This window comes from Aurantibacter sp. UH7 (assembly GCF_056839165.1).
Window position 1 is genome coordinate 1,052,462 of the sequence record NZ_CM166388.1, and the last position, 18,820, is coordinate 1,071,281.

The 18,820-nt window shown below is 33.2% G+C and carries 14 protein-coding genes; 13 read left to right on the top strand and 1 reads right to left on the bottom strand.

Translation table 11 applies throughout. The annotated features are described in order from the left end of the window. Positions 1-114: 114 nt before the first annotated feature. Positions 115-1,518 (bottom strand): hypothetical protein, encoded by a 1,404-nt coding sequence (locus UH7x_RS04615; protein ID WP_482362551.1) that lies wholly within the window; start codon positions 1,516-1,518, stop codon positions 115-117. A gap of 1,248 nt (positions 1,519-2,766) precedes the next feature. Here UH7x_RS04615 and UH7x_RS04620 point away from each other — a divergent pair. From UH7x_RS04620 to UH7x_RS04680, 13 genes are all read left to right on the top strand, one after another. Next, on the top strand, positions 2,767-3,462 hold the full coding sequence (locus UH7x_RS04620) for a hypothetical protein (protein ID WP_482362552.1): 696 nt from the start codon (positions 2,767-2,769) through the stop codon (positions 3,460-3,462). 632 nt (positions 3,463-4,094) lie between these two features. Next, positions 4,095-5,534, top strand: a complete 1,440-nt coding sequence (locus tag UH7x_RS04625; protein ID WP_482362553.1) for an SIR2 family protein — start codon at positions 4,095-4,097, stop codon at positions 5,532-5,534. Next, complete coding sequence (locus UH7x_RS04630) at positions 5,534-7,660, top strand: ATP-binding protein (RefSeq protein ID WP_482362554.1); 2,127 nt, start codon at positions 5,534-5,536, stop codon at positions 7,658-7,660. The genes UH7x_RS04625 and UH7x_RS04630 overlap by 1 nt, the downstream gene beginning before the upstream one ends. An 89-nt stretch (positions 7,661-7,749) precedes the next feature. Beyond that, positions 7,750-9,021 carry a DUF2130 domain-containing protein gene (locus tag UH7x_RS04635; RefSeq protein WP_482362555.1) on the top strand — a complete coding sequence of 424 codons (1,272 nt, stop codon included), beginning with the start codon at positions 7,750-7,752 and terminating at the stop codon, positions 9,019-9,021. Positions 9,022-9,053: 32 nt separating this feature from the next. Next, positions 9,054-9,674: a hypothetical protein gene (locus tag UH7x_RS04640; protein WP_482362556.1), complete on the top strand. Its 621-nt coding sequence runs from the start codon at positions 9,054-9,056 to the stop codon at positions 9,672-9,674. A 12-nt stretch (positions 9,675-9,686) separates the two neighbouring features. Continuing rightward, the gene (locus UH7x_RS04645) at positions 9,687-10,718 is read left to right on the top strand and encodes an HNH endonuclease signature motif containing protein (protein ID WP_482362557.1); all 1,032 of its coding nucleotides are present in this window, start codon (positions 9,687-9,689) and stop codon (positions 10,716-10,718) included. 146 nt (positions 10,719-10,864) lie between these two features. Then, positions 10,865-11,434: a Crp/Fnr family transcriptional regulator gene (locus tag UH7x_RS04650; protein WP_482362558.1), complete on the top strand. Its 570-nt coding sequence runs from the start codon at positions 10,865-10,867 to the stop codon at positions 11,432-11,434. Positions 11,435-11,487: 53 nt separating this feature from the next. Further along, complete coding sequence (locus UH7x_RS04655; protein ID WP_482362559.1) at positions 11,488-12,489, top strand: NAD-dependent epimerase/dehydratase family protein; 1,002 nt, start codon at positions 11,488-11,490, stop codon at positions 12,487-12,489. Positions 12,490-12,627: 138 nt separating this feature from the next. Further along, complete coding sequence (locus tag UH7x_RS04660) at positions 12,628-13,167, top strand: ASCH domain-containing protein (protein WP_482362560.1); 540 nt, start codon at positions 12,628-12,630, stop codon at positions 13,165-13,167. A 143-nt stretch (positions 13,168-13,310) separates the two neighbouring features. Further along, the gene (locus UH7x_RS04665) at positions 13,311-15,020 is read left to right on the top strand and encodes a right-handed parallel beta-helix repeat-containing protein (RefSeq protein WP_482362561.1); all 1,710 of its coding nucleotides are present in this window, start codon (positions 13,311-13,313) and stop codon (positions 15,018-15,020) included. 118 nt (positions 15,021-15,138) lie between these two features. Beyond that, a complete protein-coding gene (locus UH7x_RS04670; protein ID WP_482362562.1) occupies positions 15,139-16,602 on the top strand; it encodes a DUF6298 domain-containing protein in 1,464 nt (487 codons plus the stop codon). A 468-nt stretch (positions 16,603-17,070) separates the two neighbouring features. Beyond that, the gene (locus UH7x_RS04675; RefSeq protein WP_482362563.1) at positions 17,071-17,712 is read left to right on the top strand and encodes a YdeI/OmpD-associated family protein; all 642 of its coding nucleotides are present in this window, start codon (positions 17,071-17,073) and stop codon (positions 17,710-17,712) included. A gap of 74 nt (positions 17,713-17,786) precedes the next feature. Beyond that, a complete protein-coding gene (locus UH7x_RS04680; RefSeq protein ID WP_482362564.1) occupies positions 17,787-18,740 on the top strand; it encodes a hypothetical protein in 954 nt (317 codons plus the stop codon). Positions 18,741-18,820: the final 80 nt, after the last annotated feature.

Here is an 18,820-nt window from a genome sequence, read left to right on the forward strand (position 1 = left end):
ACTACAGACAAGCATAAATTATAATCGATTTATGTTTTGCTTAAATAGAAAAACCGCCTTGATACATGTATCAAGGCGGTTTTATTTTTGGTCTTCGCGAACGAAGTACGTGTATTAAGCTCTTGCTCTTCTACCACCAGTTTTACGAACAACCATTACTTTAGTTGCTTTTCTAGCTGTAGTTTTCTTAGCAGTAGACTTTTTAGCTGCTGCCTTCTTTGGAGCTGCTTTACGAACCACTTTCTTAGCAGTTACTTTTTTAGCTACCACTCTTTTCTTAGGAGCTGCTTTCTTAGCTGCTACTCTTTTCTTAGGAGCCGCTTTCTTAGCTACCACTCTTTTCTTAGGAGCTGCTTTCTTAGCTACTACTCTTTTCTTAGGAGCTGCTTTTTTAGCTACTACTCTTTTCTTAGGAGCTGCTTTTTTAGCTACTACTCTTTTCTTTGGAGCTGCTTTTTTAACTACTTTCTTAGCAGTAGTTTTCTTAGCTGCTACTCTTTTCTTAGGAGCTGCTTTCTTAGCTGCTACTCTTTTCTTAGGAGCTGCTTTTTTAACTACTTTCTTAGCAGTTACTTTTTTAACCGCTACTCTTTTCTTTGGAGCTGCCTTTTTAACTACTTTCTTAGCAGTAGTTTTCTTAGCCGCTACTCTTTTCTTTGGAGCTGCCTTTTTAACTACTTTCTTAGCAGTAGTTTTTTTAGCTGCTACTCTTTTCTTTGGAGCTGCTTTCTTAACTACTTTCTTAGCAGTAGTCTTTTTAGCAACAACTCTTTTCTTAGGAGCTGCTTTTTTAACTACTTTCTTAGCAGTAGTTTTCTTAGCCGCTACTCTTTTCTTTGGAGCTGCTTTTTTAACTACTTTCTTAGCAGTAGTTTTTTTAGCTGCTACTCTTTTCTTTGGAGCTGCCTTTTTAACTACTTTCTTAGCAGTAGTTTTCTTAGCTGTTACTCTTTTCTTAGGAGCTGCTTTTTTAACTACTTTCTTAGCAGTAGTCTTTTTAGCCGCTACTCTTTTCTTTGGAGCTGCCTTTTTAACTACTTTTTTAGCAGTAGTCTTTTTAGCTGCTACTCTTTTCTTAGGAGCTGCTTTCTTAACTACTTTCTTAGCAGTAGTTTTCTTAGCCGCTACTCTTTTCTTTGGAGCTGCTTTTTTAACTACTTTCTTAGCAGTAGTTTTTTTAGCAACAACTCTTTTCTTTGGAGCAGCTTTTTTAACTACTTTCTTAGCAGTAGTCTTTTTAGCAACAACTCTTTTCTTTGGAGCTGCTTTTTTAACTACTTTCTTAGCATTAGTCTTTTTAGCAACCACTCTTTTCTTTGGAGCTGCCTTTTTAGGAGCCGCTTTACGAACCACTTTTTTAGCAGTTACTTTTTTTGTAGTAGCTTTTTTAGCAGTTGCCTTTTTTGGAGCTGCTTTCTTAGCTACCTTTTTTGGAGCTGCCTTTTTAGCTACAACTCTTTTTTTAGGAGCAGCTTTTTTAGCAGGAGCCTTTTTGGCAGTCTTAGTCGTTTTTGACATTTTGTACTTTTTAAATTTAAAATATTTAATTGGTTTACTTTAAATTCTCTTATACCAAACCGGTTACGATCACCTAAAGATTTCATAGATAACGATTTATATTCCTATTTAGTGTATTTCAACGATTTGGCACTTTTTGCAAACCCTGTAGTTTTGAACTCATTAGCAAAATAATTGGGGCGAAATTCCCCTCTAAAAACGACTTAAAAACAGAAGCCCAAATTATAATTTCGAATACTTTTTTCTTCGGATGAAATACAGACCACCAAAAAACTAAATCACGAAATTTTATAAAATTGCAAAGCATAAAAACTTGAAATTTATTTTCGGTCGCAGCCGGATACAAAACAAAGGCACAAAACAAATAAAATTCCTAATAACCTGAAATACAATACATTACAATACTGATATAATTTATAGCAAGAAATTATATGTTGTAGTTTGTTTAAAAAAAAGACTTATAAAAAAGAGCCATGAAAATTGGCGCAACAAGATTAAACAATACGTTTTCATTGTGCACTAAAATTTAAAATGCGCTCAAAAGTTAGTTGCTTGTGGACTCGAAAAAGCAGACACTAATTTTACCAAAAATGCAAACTCCGATTAGCGCTACATTTTCACTAAAATAGCATGGAAATTTTTTTTGCCTGAAATCGCATTTTTTTTAAAAAAGTGTAGTTTTTTACTTTTTGGACCTACGAAGAAATTGACAAAATAGCGCACTTTTTTTGATTAATAACTCATTTTACCCCGCCCTAAAATCTCGATTATTTAGAATTTTCAGGTTTCATATAGTGTTCGTATATGTCTTTTGGTTTTTAGTTTTTCGCTATTTATATTTAGCGTTTAGCAGAATAATTACTTCTTACTGATAATTGTTCATTGTACATTGTACATTGTTAACTGAAAACGTTCCGTCTTCGGTCATCCGTCATTTTCACTTATTACTTATTACTCATTACTTTTTACCGCTAACTATTCATTGCAAACACTTTTCACTTAACACTTTTTACTGTTAATTGTTAACTCCTAATTGTTCATTGTATACACTTCTTACTTTCTACTCATTACTTCTTACTATTCATTGTTAACTGTAAATTATTAATTGACAACTGTTAATTCCCAACTGTTAATTTTTAATTTTCCAAGCATAATTATGCAACTAATCGCGATCAAAAACGTTATTGTATACCAAATAAAAAAGCCCCCGATAAATAGAATTTGGTGAATAATAATAAATCATTAAAAATGAAAAAGCTATTAATCGTATTTACACTAGTGCTAATGGTGGGTTCAATAAGCGCACAAGACAAAATTTACTTTAAAGATGGCACTACCATTGAAGCGAAAGTTTTGGTAGTGTCGGAGTCTGTTATACAATATAAGAGAATGGACAATCAATCTGGTCCTACTTTTGAAATTGGAGTATCCAAGATTGATAAGATTGCGTACGAGAATGGTTCGCAACAGGTTTTTAAAGAAGACACCAGCTCAAAAAATGTAAGCAGCGATTTTCGACAAGACAGATTATATTTAGATTTAATAAACTATGGTAGAAATGGTGCGACTTCAATTTCTTATGAAAGATTGAACGAAGACGGTTCGCGAGGTATAGAGATACCCTTTAGCGTTTATTTAGATGTTAATGAGATCGTCGGTTATACACTTGGAGCGAATCTGAAGTTTTATATAAGCAAACAAGGAAAAGGTTTTCACTATGGGCCATCATTAAGCTTAGGAGTTTTCGATTGGTATTATTATGGTTATAATGGCTTTAGTCATTCAACAGATTTTACGGCATTCCTTGGATTGAAATTAGGCTACCAATTCCAATTAAGTAAGTTGTTTGGATTAAATTTAAATGCTAATGGCGGCGGATTCTCCAACTTCGAAGAGTTTGATTATGGCTATTCTTTTAACCTTGGAATGAATTTTTCGTTGTAAAAAAAATCACTTTCAACTTAACACTACCGACACCGGTCATCTGTCATTTTGACTTTTGACTTTTGACTTTTGACTTTTGACTTTTGACGTATAGAAAATTACTTTTCACTTAACACTTTTTACTGCCAGCTGTTCATTGAGAATTGTTCATTGCAAACACTTTTTACTTTTCACATTTTCGTCATCAGTCATCTGTCAATTACCCTTTTACTAATTACTTCTTACTGCTAACTGTTCATTGCTAACTGTTCATTGCTAATTGTTCATTGTTCATTGTTCATTGATAATTGCAAACTACAAACCGACTATCGACCAAAAAAATCTGTAAACAACCAAAGATTTGTCTTACAAAATATTTCTTTTTAGTTTAACTTTAGAAAACAAATTTGACGACCAAAACAACCCATAAAAACCTCAAGAAAAATTCAGACCCAATTACGGAAATCTGTAACCGCAATTGAATTCGTTTACAGAAATTACAACAGAAAAACACCTCCCCCGGAAAATTTTAAATTGAAGAATGTAATAGTGCAGCGCTAGTAATCTTAAAAGATTTACATATTGATGTATTATACTACTTCACAAATAAATTATACTGCATTCCAAAAAAACTAACCAACAAATAAAACTGAATGACATATTTTGAACCAACAAAGAATAAAATTTTCTTTGGAAACACAGACAAGTTATCCGACTGGATAGAAGAAGATTTAGATCAAGGGATAATTATTGACAAAATAAAATTAATGCTCAAAAATTATCTTGAGCTAGATAATGTAAGTTTTCTTTTTGGTTCAGGCACTTCAATTCATTTAGGAGCAGTAGCTATTCGTAATTTCCCAATAGAAGTAGAAAATTATATTAAAGAAAAGTTTGATTTAATTGATGAAACATACAACTGTCTACTTTCTGTTATTAAAGAATTACAAGCTGATTTTTTAAAAGAAGGAAAAGATAATTTAATTTCTGGAACTCAAACTTTTGAAGATAAAAGAAAATGGAAATTTAAAATAGAATCTGATATAATACGTGATTTAGAATCTAATGAAATAGTTATTGAATATGAGAAGGTTTTGAATTATTTAATAGCTAAAGATTTTGTGCTTACTTTAGATAAAAGTCAGATTAGAACAGATAAAATTTCAGAACTAATTACCGCCATAAAAGAGGGGTTATTTTTAGTTTGTGATGTTGACAAAAGAAAAATACCAACATCTGAACTTAGAAAAATAATTAAAAGAGATAAGAAAGAGTCATTTAAAAATGCATTAAAAAATAAATATTACTATCATGAAATGTTTCTTAAGGCTTTATTGCAAAGACCATTAAATTTAAGACGGGCAAATATATTTACTGCAAACTATGATTTAGCTTTTGAATATGCTTTTGACAAGCTTGGAGTTCATTATATAGATGGGTTTTCTGGATTTCATAAAAGATTCTTCAAACCAGAAACGTTTGAATATGATATTTTTTATCCAGGTTCTACTACTTCAGGAAAAGTACAAAGAATAGAAAAAGTAGTAAGGTATTATAAATTACACGGTTCATTATCTTGGGTAAATTCAGAATCAAGAGATGCAAATAATCTCTATGGAATTGAAGAAAAACCTTTAGAATTGATAGATTCTCTAAAGAAAAAAGGGGAAATAATAATCTATCCTTCTGCAGTTAAGAAGTCATACACTCTTGATTTGCCTTACTCAGAACTTTTTCGACAGTTTGCATCAACCATAACTCAATCTCAATCTGTACTCATTACTGTTGGTTACGCATTTGCAGACGATCATTTTAATGACATTATATATCAAGCTTTATCAAATCCTACTTTCACTCTTATTGTTGTAGACTTTCAAGGCACCCAAAACGAATATATAAAAAACCTAAAAGAACTAAATGATCCTAGAATCATAATTCTTGAAGGTGCCTTTTTTGGTGACTTTCTGACTTTTTCAGATACACTAATGCCTAATTTCAATAATATTGATAATAATGAAAAAGTTGCAAACACCTTAAATGAATTGTTAAGTACAAAAACTAATAAAACTGGACCATCAAAAGAAAAGGAATAATGAGTGAAAGAAGTATTGGGAAGGTAATTTCTGTTGATAGCTTTAGGGCATATATACGACTTGATGATGATTTAAAAAGTCTTTATAAAAGTGGTTACGAAGATATATTTGAAGTCGCTAGAATTAATTCATATGTGATTATTCCAATTGGCTCTGATAAAATTGTAGCTATGGTTACAAGTGTTAGGTCTATTGATGAAACTGAAATCGGAAAAAATAAGGAGGCTATATTCTTGACCAAATCCGCAAGATATTTGGTAGCAACAATGATTGGAACAATTGAAAATAGCGGAAAATATATTCAAGGAGTTTACAATTACCCTATTCTTGATAATCCTGTTTGGTATGTCACAAGTCAAGACTTGGATAATATTTTTGACCAAAAGAAAAATGAAGGTTCAGGAAAATTTAATTTTGAAGACGACTTCTACCTGCCTATTGGTACTTCACCTTCGTTTTCAGATTATAAAATAAAAATTAATCCTGATAAGTTTTTTGGTAAACATGCTGCAATATTGGGGAATACAGGTTCTGGGAAATCATGTACGTTTGCCTCGATTATTCAAAGTATGTTTGATTTTGATTATAATGGGAAAAAATTAAAAAATGCTCACATAATAATATTTGACACAAACGGAGAATACAAACAAGCTTTTCAAGGAACAAAAGAAACCCCTTATAAGAACCTAGAACTAGTTAATCCATTTCATATAGATAAAGATGGAATGAAAGTACCTTTTTGGTTTATGAATTTTGACGATTTTGACTTTTTGTTTAGACCAAGTGAACTTACACAAGCACCAATTTTAAAAACTGCAATTGGTTATTCTAAAAGCAAATCTAATAGTACCAACCCAAATATAATATCTAAACATTACGAAAGGTTTATTACTGCAATTTTAGAGAGTGATGATTTGTTTATGAAAAAATATCATAAACCTTCAAGTTCTTGGATAATTAACTCTAGCAATGAAATTGTAGAATTATCAAATGAAATACCATCACAATTCGCTGATATTAAGGAACAACTGAAATTACTTGGTTTAGAACCCAATAAAATCAAGGAAATTAAAATTAAGGAATCATTAGAGAGTTACTATTTAGAATACTTAACTCAAAAAGAGCAAAATAAGAAAACAATATCTGAGTCAATTGACCATCCAAAGTATTTTGATTTTAGTGAATTAATTGCGAGTAGCATTAATCAAGCAATTGATGATAGTGAAGGTAGTTCTCAAAAAATACGAGAACATTTGTCTACCTTAAAAATGCGATTGCATTCTTATTTATCAGACGAGCGGATATCTAACCCATTACTCTTAAGTCAAAAAGAAGATATAGAAAATGGATTAGCTAAATTCATAGCATTTATTGTAGGTGATTTTTGTAATGTATTTACAACAACTGATGATGATATAATTTCTGAGTATTATAAAAAACAACTTTCTAAAGTAGGCTGTGAGAAACTCGAGTCTAAAAAACCTAGTCAGGTTACTATCATTGACATGTCTTTATTGCCTTTTGAGGTTTTAGAAACAGTTACAGGTTTAATTGGAAGGCTCATTTTGGACTTTGCATCTCGTTTTCCTGAAAGTGACAGAGGTAAGCTCCCTATGGTAATAGCCTTAGAAGAAGCACAAAATTACATTCCAGAGAAAAATAGAGGTGATAGAGAGTCAATAGCTAAAAAGGTATTTGAACGAATTGCTAGAGAAGGACGTAAATATGGGATATCATTACTTGTTTCTAGTCAAAGACCATCAGAATTATCAAAGACAGTATTATCACAATGCAACTCTTTTATTATTCACAGACTTCAGAATCCAGAAGACCAAAAATATGTACGACAATTAGTTTCTGCTGCCAATGAAGATATATTACAACAATTGCCAATTTTGCCACAACAACACGTTGTAATTATGGGAGACGCAGTTAGAACTCCTGTTCAGGCAAGAATGAACAATGCAAATCCAAGACCTAATAGTAATAACCCTAAATTTATAGAAAATTGGACTAAAGATTTACCTAAAGGCTTTCCTAATTATAGAAAAATTGCGGAAGCTTGGGAAAAAGGAGAAAAATACAACCCTTCTAATGGAGAGCCTGATGTTCAACACGAAGAATAAAACACGAAATCACAACAATCTTTATAAGATATAACTTGTCTGATTGATATTACTAGATAATACTTAAAAAGTTATAGTAAATAAAAAATATGAACGAAATTATATGTCCAAATTGTAAAAAGGCTTTTAAAGTTGATGAAGCTGGATTTGCAGATATCCTTAAACAGGTTCGTGACCATCAGTTTGAAGAAGAGTTAAATAATAGACTTTTACTTGCTGAAAAAGAAAAAGAAAGTGCCGTTGAACTAGCAAAAGCCAATTTAAAAAATTCTTTGCAAGAAGTACTTACTAAAAAAGACCAAGAACTAGCAGAATTAAGAAACAAAAGTAGTGCTGAAGTTGCCGAAAAATTAGCAAAAAAAGAAACGGAAATATATGAAATGAAATCCTTAATTCAAAGTGCAGAAATTCAGAAAAAGTTAGAGGTTTCCGATGCGATAAAAGTAATAGAGAAAGAACGTGATAAACTTGCTAATGATTTAAAAATTAAAGAAACTGAAACTCAGTTACTCGAAAAATCAATAAAAGAACAGTTTACAAATAAACTCGTTGTAAAAGACGAAACCATAAAAATGAAAGATGATGAAATAGCTCGTTTGAAAGAATTCAAACAAAAGCTATCAACAAAAATGGTTGGTGAAACACTAGAACAACATTGTGAAACAGAATTTAATAAACTAAGAGCTACAGCTTTTCAAAATTCATATTTTGAAAAAGACAATGATGCCAAAGGTGGAAGTAAAGGAGACTTTATCTATAAGGAAACTGATGAAGCTGGAAATGAAATCATTTCAATTATGTTTGAAATGAAAAATGAAAATGACGAAACTGCCACAAAAAAAAGGAATGAGGACTTCTTTGCAAAACTAGACAAAGACCGAACTGAGAAGAAATGTGAGTATGCTGTTTTAGTTTCATTACTTGAAGCAGAAAATGAATTTTATAACACAGGTATAGTTGACGTATCACATAAATTCAAAAAAATGTACGTAGTACGTCCGCAATTCTTTATTCCCATTATCACACTTCTTCGCAATGCTGCAATGAACTCTATGCAGTACAAAGCAGAGCTTAATTTGATGCGAAATCAAAATATAGACATTACTAATTTTGAAGATAAAATAAATACATTCAAAGAAGGTTTTGCTAGAAATTATGATTTAGCGAGTCGTAAATTTAAAACTGCAATAGATGAAATAGACAAGACAATTTCACATCTCCAAAAAACAAAGGATGCGCTGTTATCTTCTGAGAATAACTTGCGCCTAGCTAATAATAAAGCTGACGATTTAACCATTAAAAAACTAACTCATGGCAATCCCACTATGAGATCAAAGTTTGATGAAATTTCAAGTGATTAAGAATAAGTATAAAAAAAATAAAAAACAGTATAATGCCGAATTGTATTAATTGTGGAGAATACACAAAATTTGATGGAGGATTATGTTACTCCTGCTATAAAAAAGATAAAAATTCTACAGGAGAAATTATTATAGAAAAGCCTCCGAAGAAAAAAAATGACAATAAAAAAGCAAAAGAAAATCCTTGGATATCGGGAGTAATAAAAGGGAGAATTGCTGAAACCATTGTTGAAGAATTGTTTCGTTCCTTAGATTTTCAAGTATTCAGCTACGGAATGGAAAATTCCATTCCAGGCATTAAAGACCTTCTTAAAGGAGTACGTGGTGATGTTTCTAAAAATATTCGGCAAATGCCAGATTTTGTTGTTTTTAAAGATAATCAAGCTCATTTTATAGAAGTAAAATACAGAGCAAGTGGGGAATTAAAATTGAAGGATATTGATAAATACGGGGATTATCCTTTTGCGAATGCATTGTTTGTTCTTGTTACAAAAAAACATATAAAATGCATTTCGTATAAACAACTAAGTGAAGGCAAAGAGATTACTTCAACATGTCAAAATTATTTAGGTAAAAGAAAGGAATTTGAAACAGACAAAGAAACTATTATTGAGTATTGTAAGTATGCCGTTAAGTTCTTCGAAACTGTTTAAATCCGTTTAAATTTGGAAAATTCTATAAACATATTTCAATCTGAAAAAACCTGTAAATATCGTGATGAAATGTATTACGTACGGGATAATGGTGCTATATATAGATGTGAAAAGCCAAACAGAAGGAAAAGGCCCTTAGATAATAAATGGACTTTTGGCAAACCTAATAAACAGAAAGGTTATATGTATTTTTCATCTGAAACGGTACACAGAATAGTTGCCACTGCTTTTCATGGAGAACAACCTTCAGAGAAACATGTTGTAGATCATATTGATACCAATAAAAAAAATAACAGACCTGAAAACTTAAGGTGGATAACTCGATTAGAAAATATTCTATTAAACCCAATCACCCTTTCAAGAATAATTTTCAAGTATGGAAGTATTGACAATTTTCTTGATAATCCATCAAAACCAATAGTGGGAGAACTTGAAAAAAATTTTGATTGGATGAGAACGGTGACAAAAGAAGAATCAAAAAACACTAGAGATAATTTACTCACTTGGGCGAAGGAAGGTAAAACTCCCACAAGTGGAGAATTAGGTGAATGGATATTTAGAAAACTAAATCGGGAAAAAGTATCAATTTTCAAACAAAATATTCTTACTCAATCACTAACATTGAATGCGGTTCAGAAAAATTGGAGTGTAAAATCAGAATTTCCCGCCTGCCCTATAAACTTAAAAAATAACGCAATCGCCATTTACTATACACAACTAAAAATCAATACAACATTCTTTCAGAATTCATATTATCATACAACTGCTATTTATAGTACTATCATTGATAAAGAAAAATCATTATTGGTTATGTATAAGATAACAAGGAAAGAAAGCAAAGATGAAAAATGGGGAATAATGAGAATAACATATGAAAACGAAAAATTTGTGCATGAGATTGTACCTAATTACAATCGCTCGTTAGAACATTATTGGTTAATAGATGTTGAAAATCATTTTAAATCGATTGTTGCTGGTGAAAAATGGACTCCACTCTATGATTCTCAAGGAAGAGAATTTAAGGATGACTACATGCCTCTGTAATAAATAAACATTGAAAAAGAAGTTAAATCAGTTTATAATAGAGTTTATATATTTAATTACTATAAGGGTGAATTTTATATTTTCTTATATTATAAGTAACCAAATCCAATACCAACCAAAAAAACCTGCGCTTCACAACTTTAGCAATGAACAACCTAGTCACCTACATAAAATCCAGAATTGCTATTACGCAAGAAGAATTAGATCTGATAGAACGGCATTTTGTTGTCGAAGAAATGGAAGCGCAGACCACGCTTTTAGAAGCAGGAAAAACAGAACGTTACATTTATTTTTTAAGTAGCGGTATTGTACGCGGGTACCAAAATAGTAATGGAAAACTAATTATAGAACATCTTGTAGATCAACATAATTTTTTCACATCCCTAGAAAGTTTTATGAACGAAACACCTTCGCCAGACTATTTTGAAACCCTTACGCCTTGTAAACTGCTAAAAATTTCCAAACCAGACTTAGACCTATTAAGAAATTATTCACCGACATGGAATACGCTTATTGAAACCATAATCAATGAGCATTTACATTGTAAAATGGAGAGGGTTCGGGATTTTCAAACCCTTACGGCAAAAGAACGCTATTTAAAATTCGTAAAAGAAAATCCCAATTTGGCGCTTAACGTTTCCATAGAAAATATTGCCTCTTTTTTAGGAATGGAGCCACAATCATTAAGTCGCATTCGAAAACAAATCACTTTCTAACAAATGTTATTTTTAGTACCCTAAAAAGCATTGAAATTTGCTCAAAAAATAACATGAGCAATGAAATTTCTTTAGTAACTGGGGCTAACGGACATTTAGGAAACAATTTAGTACGGGTACTACTTTCCAAGAACAATACAGTAAAAGCAGCCGTACGGAATGTAAAAAATCAACACCCTTTTAAAGGTTTGGATTGTGAAGTGGTTCACGCAGATATTACCGATAGAGCATCGCTTAAAAAAGCTTTTAAAAACGTCACCAACTTATATGCTGTGGGTGCCAACTTTAGCATGTGGGCAAAGAACCCTAAAGTAGAAATCTACGATAATAATGTACAGGGGACTCAGAATGTATTTGATATTGCCAAGGAATGTGGCATTAAAAACATTGTTTTTGTAAGTTCTGTAGCATCCTTAGATTTCACTAAGCTTCCTGCTAATGTTGCCAATGGATATAATAAAGACCGAAGAAATTGGTATTATAATTCTAAAAACGACTCGGATAAACTGGCATTGGAATTAGGGAAAAAGTATGGCATTAGAACTGTTCTGGTATTACCATCTGCAATGGTAGGTAACGAAGCGCACAAATTAAGTTATTCTAACAATTTAGTATTTCAAATAATCAACGGTGAAATTTCCGTGGACACCAACATAACACTCAATTGGATTGATGTAAAAGATGTAGCCGTGGGTTCATACAATGCTATGTTGCACGGAAGGAATGGTGAACGTTACATTTTAGCCAATGAACAACACACCTCGATGCAAGAAAGTGTAAAAATAGCAGCTGAAGAATTCCCTGAACTGAAATTAAAAACTCCCAAAAAAGCACCTAAATTTTTATTGTATTCTGTAGCTGGTTTAATGGAATTCGCAAGTAAACTCACAGGGAAAGAACCGCAATTGCAACGCCATTATATAGACATGTTTTATGGCCTAAAACAAGATTATGATATTACGAAATCTAGAACCGAACTGGATTTTAACACAAAGCCATCCAAACAAGCATTGATTGAAGCAATGCACTATTTAAAAAATGAATGGAAAGAATAATACAGCATACAAAACAGTGGGGTATGTGAAGTCCTAATTCATTTTACTAAAGACACTTATTGTTTTTTCCACCTTTTAAACAGACTTGTCTTTTTTCACTTATACGTATCTTCATGGGCAACAAAAAGACAAGCAACAATGCGACCACTAACAATACTCCTATTCTTACTATTTATCGGCTGCAAAAGCGAAACCAAGAATGAAACCGAAGTAGACGATTCGGTTGTTGCGCTGTGGGAAAGTTTTATTACCGCAAACCCAGAGTTTAAAAATAACGATAGACCCGAAGCTTGGTTTTTTCATAACAACGAAAAAGATGCCAACCGTTTGGCAGAACTTACGCTAACTAAAAAGAAACAAGCTGGTTCGGGTTTTTATGCCTGGTATAAAGAAGCGCAAGCTGATTTACCACAAGTAGGCACCCAACATATTATTACTGATTTTAACGGCACTGCAAAAGCGATAATCGAAATTACAAAAGTAGATACCATTCCGTTTAATCAGATTACACCTGCCTATGCTGCTTTAGATATGGGTACTACAGAGGATCCACTCGAAAAATGGAAAAAAGCACATTGGGAGTTTTTTGAAAGTACGCTAGAAGAAAGCGAAACAAATCCTACCGAAAACATGTTGGTGGTCTGCGAATGGTTCGAAACTATTTGGCCGAAAAACTAAGTTATTTTCATTCCAACTTCTTAGTTGCTTTTGTGCCAAAAAGCAGTATTTTAAAAGCTATCTGTTAGTTTTAAATATCCGCTTGGCGAAGTGTAGTTATAATATGTAAATTCATAAATTCTAATTACATCTCTAAGCAGTATATGAAGCAAAAACTAAAGCAACAATGGAGTTTTCTATGGATCTTATTAATAGCAACAACAAGTGTTGCTCAAAATCCATGGCAGACAACTTCCAATCCCCATGCTATAGCAACTTATGAAAATGCAGGATTGTATTGGACCACGAAACTAGCGGGTACCTGTAGCGTGCAATACAAAAGGGCAAAAAGCAAAACCTGGCAAAAAGGTTTAGACCTCATCTTCGATGCGCGTACCAAGCAATACCGAGGTAGTATCATAGATTTACTTCCTGCAACAACCTATGATGTAAAACTGACGAACAGTGCAACTTCTACTAAATTAAAAGTCACGACGAGAAGCGATAGTTTCCCCATCGGAAAAACTACGACCCTACCGGCTGGAGAAAGTTCTAAAGCACTAATAATTACCGAATCGGGCACGCCAGAAGCCTACCATTTAGTAACCGTACCACAAAACGAAAATTCGATTATTGATGCTCGAAACACCTTTGATCATGCCATAGAAATTGATGCCGATTATGTAATCGTTAGCGGAGTTGAAATTAGGAATACAAAAATTCACGGCATCCGAATTAAAGAAAAGCGCCATGATATCATAGTTGAAAATTGTCACATTACATTTTGGGGTCGCATGGGCGGTGCCATTTCATATGGTAATACTGTAGGCAATTATGACAGTGGCATATTTGCTGAAGATGGCACTTGGAATCTTACGATACAAAGAAATCTTATTGATCATCCGCGCGGTGGGTCCAACGATTGGGAAACTGGTCACCCTGCAGGGCCACAAGGCATTACTGTAGAACAAAGTGAAGGTGGAAATGTTATTCGCTACAATGATATTTTATCTACCGAGGATCATGGGTTTAATGATGCCATTGGTGGTGGAAGTAATTATTCGAATATCGGTAATATGCATCGCGATTCTGACATCTACGGAAATTTAATTCGGAATGTTTGGGATGATGCAATCGAAGTTGAAGGCTCGAATATGAACGTACGGATTTATAACAATTACATGCATTTATTTTTTGCGGCAATCGCTACTGCTTCTACTACCCACGGCCCGATATATATTTATAGAAATGTTGTTGGTGAAAGTCGTATCGGACATGAAAACTCAAACGGAGGTGTTTTTATTAAAACAGGAGAACGGGATCCATATGCTGGCGGTAGAAGGTATGTTTTTCACAATTCCATTGTACAACCACAAGGCGTGCGAGATGCGTTTACGGGGCATTCGGTTTCTAATATCATAACTAGAAATAATGTTTTTGATGTTCCCGGAAGATTGGCTTCGAATAAAGAAACGGTATCCGATAGTGATTATGATTACGATTATTTTTCAGGGCGAAACAAAGGCGTTGCTAAAGAAGAAAATGGAATTAATTTTTATACCACCCCTTCCAATACTGCATTATTTATTCCAAACTATCAGTTAGAATTCTACCCAAAATCTCGCGTAAATAGTATTAAATGGGGAAGATATCCGCATCAGTTTGGAGATAAAGAAGTACAAATAACAGACCCTGTTGTTCAGTTGGAAAGTCCACTTATTGATGGTGGTGCACGCATACATGGCTTCAATGATAATTATTCTGGGGAAGGTCCCGATTTGGGCGCATTCGAAAGAGGTAGACCACCTCTAGAATTCGGAAGAAGAGCCTATTTAAAATATAACGAAGGTTGGTGTCCCTGGGAAACAAATTAGAGGTATTGATTCACATTTTCCTTTTTTTTTAAACCAACTATTTGTTCCACTATTTTGCATAGCTAGTATCATTATAATATGTACATTCATATAGCGAATTTAAACCCGTCACTACTACATGAAAAAAGTTCTTTCAGTACTATTGCTTGTTTTTGCAATACTACAAACAACAGCACAACAATTTGAAGGTCCCTTACGAGTTCATCCAGAAAATGGTCGCTATTTCACCGACAATTCGGGCAAAGCAATATATTTAACAGGTTCGCATACTTGGGCGAATTTTCAAGAAAGCAGAACTCCCGATGAGCCGCTATTCGATTATCAGGGCTATCTGAAAATGATGAAGGATCACAATCATAATTTCATTCGCCAATGGACATGGGAACATGCTAGAAAAGCTTCTTGGACTACCGACGATGTTGTTTTTGGTCCATTAGCTTATAAAATCGTAAAAAAGAAAGGCAAAGAACAGTACGATGTTACGCAATGGAATGAGGCGTATTTCGAACGGCTATATACGCGCACAAAAGAAGCAGGAGATAAAGGTATTTATGTTTCCGTAATGTTATTTCAGGGGTGGAGCCAGAATCGTTTAGACACGCCAGGTAGCGACCCATGGGAATATCATCCTTTTAATCCAAAAAACAATATAAATGGCGTTGGAAAATCGGTACAAAACAATGGTTTCGACGATGAGGCAATGGGCACTTTACATTCCACCAATAATGGAGATATACTTAAACTTCAAGAAGCATATGTGAAGAAAGTAATTAAAACTGTAAATGATTTAGATAATGTATTGTATGAGATTTTAAATGAAGGCGGCACAAAAAAGTGGCAATATCATATGGTGAATTTGGTAAAAGAGCTAGAAAAAACGATGCCCAAACAACATCCTGTTGGCATGACGCCTTCTGTTGTAGTTAGTCCCCCAATGTTTAACGACGATTTATGGGAGAGTCCTGCCGATTGGATATCTCCTACTCCAGAACCAATTTCATGGATGTATAAAGGCACAGAGTTTATACAAGATTATAAAAATGACCCTCCAGCAAATACAGGTGAAAAAGTAGTGATCTTGGATACCGACCATTTGGGCGGCCATTGGGGTACCTATATGTGGGCTTGGAAATCTTTTGTTCGTGGACATAATCCTATTTTTATGGATTCTTGGGTTCCCCTGGCTGGCAATTATGATAGAAAAAAAAGTCCCGATATATTTTATGTCGGTGGTGTAACGAAGAACGATGCCGACCACCCAGATTATGAGCCTTTACGTAAAAACATGGGTCACATTCTTGCGCTGGCCTACCGTATCGATTTAGTGAACATGACCCCACAAGACCAACTCAGTTCCACACGATTTTGTCTTGCCAACCCAGGGGAAGAGTATGTGGTATACTTACCAGAAGGCAAAGCAACTTTAGATTTGCGAAATGCTGATGTAGAATTTGATGTAGAATGGTTTTTTCCAGTACTTGAACGCACTATTAAAGGAACAGAAACTTTAAAAGGTGGTAGTTATAGGGCGATTGTGGCTCCGTTTACAGGAGCTTCAGTTTTACATTTGAAGAAGAGATAGCGTAGAAATAATTGGTTCTAAAAATTAAGTGGCTCTAATGCAAAACATAGACAAACACATTTTTTTAAAACTATTCGCACCAACTAAATTAGAAAGGAAGAGAAAAATTATTTTTAAATACTCTACTTCTATAACAACTGCATACAAATCAGATTGTAAATACATAGTAAAATATAATTCCAATACTCAAGCTGATTATTTTACCCCAAGCTATATTTTTAATGTAAAAAACGAAATAAAAATAATACCGGTTCCGAATTTATACACCTTTCTTTTTATACCCATAGCTATATTATTTCTATTCTATTTTGACAAAACATTCATGGAGTATTTTTGGACAGTTTCAATTTTATTAATTGTATTTGTAATTTTAATACAGTTAGTATTGATAATACCAAGTATTTTAAATATTACTAAAAGGATAAATCAAAAAACATAATTTTATTACAAAACTTTATTGGCATTAAAATGATTCCAGAAGTAGCATCCTTTCTAGACAACCTTACAGCTTGGCAAAGTGAATTAAAACTCTTGCAATATTATGTGAGTTCGAGTGGCTTGGAAGAAGAATTTAAGTGGATGCACCCATGCTATACACACAATGGAAAAAATGTTATACTAATACACGGGTTTAAAAATTACTGCGCGCTTCTTTTTGTCAAAGGCGCATTATTAAAAGACACTGAAAATATTCTAGTACAACAAACAGAAAATGTACAAAGCGCACGGCAAATTCGTTTTACCGATATTTCAGAAATTAAAGCTTTAGAAAAAACGATTAAAGTCTACATTCAAGAAGCGATACTAGTGGAAGAATCCGGACTTAAAATAAAAAAGAAAAAGACGGCGGCTTTTGACGTACCAGAAGAATTAGAAGCGGCCTTTACTGCGCAACCAGCATTCGAAAAAGCATTTAATAAACTTACACCCGGTAGGCAACGTGGTTATTTGTTGCATTTTACACAAGGCAAACAATCGAAAACTAGAATCGCAAGAATCGAGAAGAACACCGAACGTATTTTTAGTGGAAAAGGCCTAAACGATTGCACCTGTGGACTATCGAAACGAATGCCCAATTGCGATGGCTCTCATAAAAATTTAACGAAATAGAATAGATCTACTTCTAATACGTTAGTAATTAGACCTTTTAACATTGACAACACCTTGTTATCATCTAATTAAAAATGAGAAAAGCGCAAAGTACAAGTAATAAGACATTCCATATCGGAACAAGCACCACTACCTATATGGTGTTTGGTATACTGTTGTCTATCTTATTTTATGCTGTAGCCTTATTAAAGCCAGTACTTATTAAGAACAAGTTCGTAATCGCACTTGCTTGTCTGCTTTATGGTGCTTTACTAATCTATCTTTTTATAAAAGGTGAAAAGCTAATTGTTTTGAATCATACGCTTCACCTAAAAGGAATGTTCTATAACAAAAAAATAAAGATTAGCGATATCGATAGCTATAGTGTTGCGGCTTCAACGTATACCGGAGGAAATAAAATAATAACGCTCCACACCAACAAAAAAGACATTACTGTAAGTTCCATTCCACATAAAAGTTTTACCGAATTTGTTGCATGGCTTGAAAGTGCAATCGACAAAAAAGAAGGGTTAAAAATAGACCCCGTCAGCAAACAAATTAAAACAGCTAAAACCGTTGGAAGCACGAATAATAGTATAGGAAACTCAGCATTAAAATCCTATGTTGTTGGGGTCAATTTTTACTATACACTAATTGGATACGGACTAGTATTATTGGCACTAACCATACCCATGCTACTTTTTTATGAAAATTATATTAGCACTACAACTTTAATGTATGTGCAAGTTATCGGTGCACTGGTATTAATGGCTAGCCTAATTATATACATTATATTTATTCGCGATAAATTAACTATTACCAAAGACGCGCTAAAACTCAAAGGCTTATTTGAAACTAGAGAGCTTCGTTTTACTGACATAAAAGGGTATCGTATAGAATATACAATTCTCCGAAAAAGATTTAAGTGTATGCATCTAATTCCGAAAAATACGCTCAAAAAAAATATAACAATACGCCCAGCGGCGAATGCCAGTTTTCATGAATTAACGGATTGGGTGGAGCGTAATTTTAGAAATTTAGAGAAATAGTATTTCGCTATTCACAACGAATTATCGAAATTCAAAGTACAAAAACAAGACCCTTACAGGTATTTGATTGTATTTAAAAG

Coding starts and splice junctions, on each gene's coding strand:
- UH7x_RS04615 (WP_482362551.1), bottom strand. CDS start 1,518: ATGTCAAAAACGACTAAGACTGCCAAAAAGGCTCCTGCTAAAAAAGCT.
- UH7x_RS04620 (WP_482362552.1), top strand. CDS start 2,767: ATGAAAAAGCTATTAATCGTATTTACACTAGTGCTAATGGTGGGTTCA.
- UH7x_RS04625 (WP_482362553.1), top strand. CDS start 4,095: ATGACATATTTTGAACCAACAAAGAATAAAATTTTCTTTGGAAACACA.
- UH7x_RS04630 (WP_482362554.1), top strand. CDS start 5,534: ATGAGTGAAAGAAGTATTGGGAAGGTAATTTCTGTTGATAGCTTTAGG.
- UH7x_RS04635 (WP_482362555.1), top strand. CDS start 7,750: ATGAACGAAATTATATGTCCAAATTGTAAAAAGGCTTTTAAAGTTGAT.
- UH7x_RS04640 (WP_482362556.1), top strand. CDS start 9,054: ATGCCGAATTGTATTAATTGTGGAGAATACACAAAATTTGATGGAGGA.
- UH7x_RS04650 (WP_482362558.1), top strand. CDS start 10,865: ATGAACAACCTAGTCACCTACATAAAATCCAGAATTGCTATTACGCAA.
- UH7x_RS04655 (WP_482362559.1), top strand. CDS start 11,488: ATGAGCAATGAAATTTCTTTAGTAACTGGGGCTAACGGACATTTAGGA.
- UH7x_RS04660 (WP_482362560.1), top strand. CDS start 12,628: ATGCGACCACTAACAATACTCCTATTCTTACTATTTATCGGCTGCAAA.
- UH7x_RS04665 (WP_482362561.1), top strand. CDS start 13,311: ATGAAGCAAAAACTAAAGCAACAATGGAGTTTTCTATGGATCTTATTA.
- UH7x_RS04670 (WP_482362562.1), top strand. CDS start 15,139: ATGAAAAAAGTTCTTTCAGTACTATTGCTTGTTTTTGCAATACTACAA.
- UH7x_RS04675 (WP_482362563.1), top strand. CDS start 17,071: ATGATTCCAGAAGTAGCATCCTTTCTAGACAACCTTACAGCTTGGCAA.
- UH7x_RS04680 (WP_482362564.1), top strand. CDS start 17,787: ATGAGAAAAGCGCAAAGTACAAGTAATAAGACATTCCATATCGGAACA.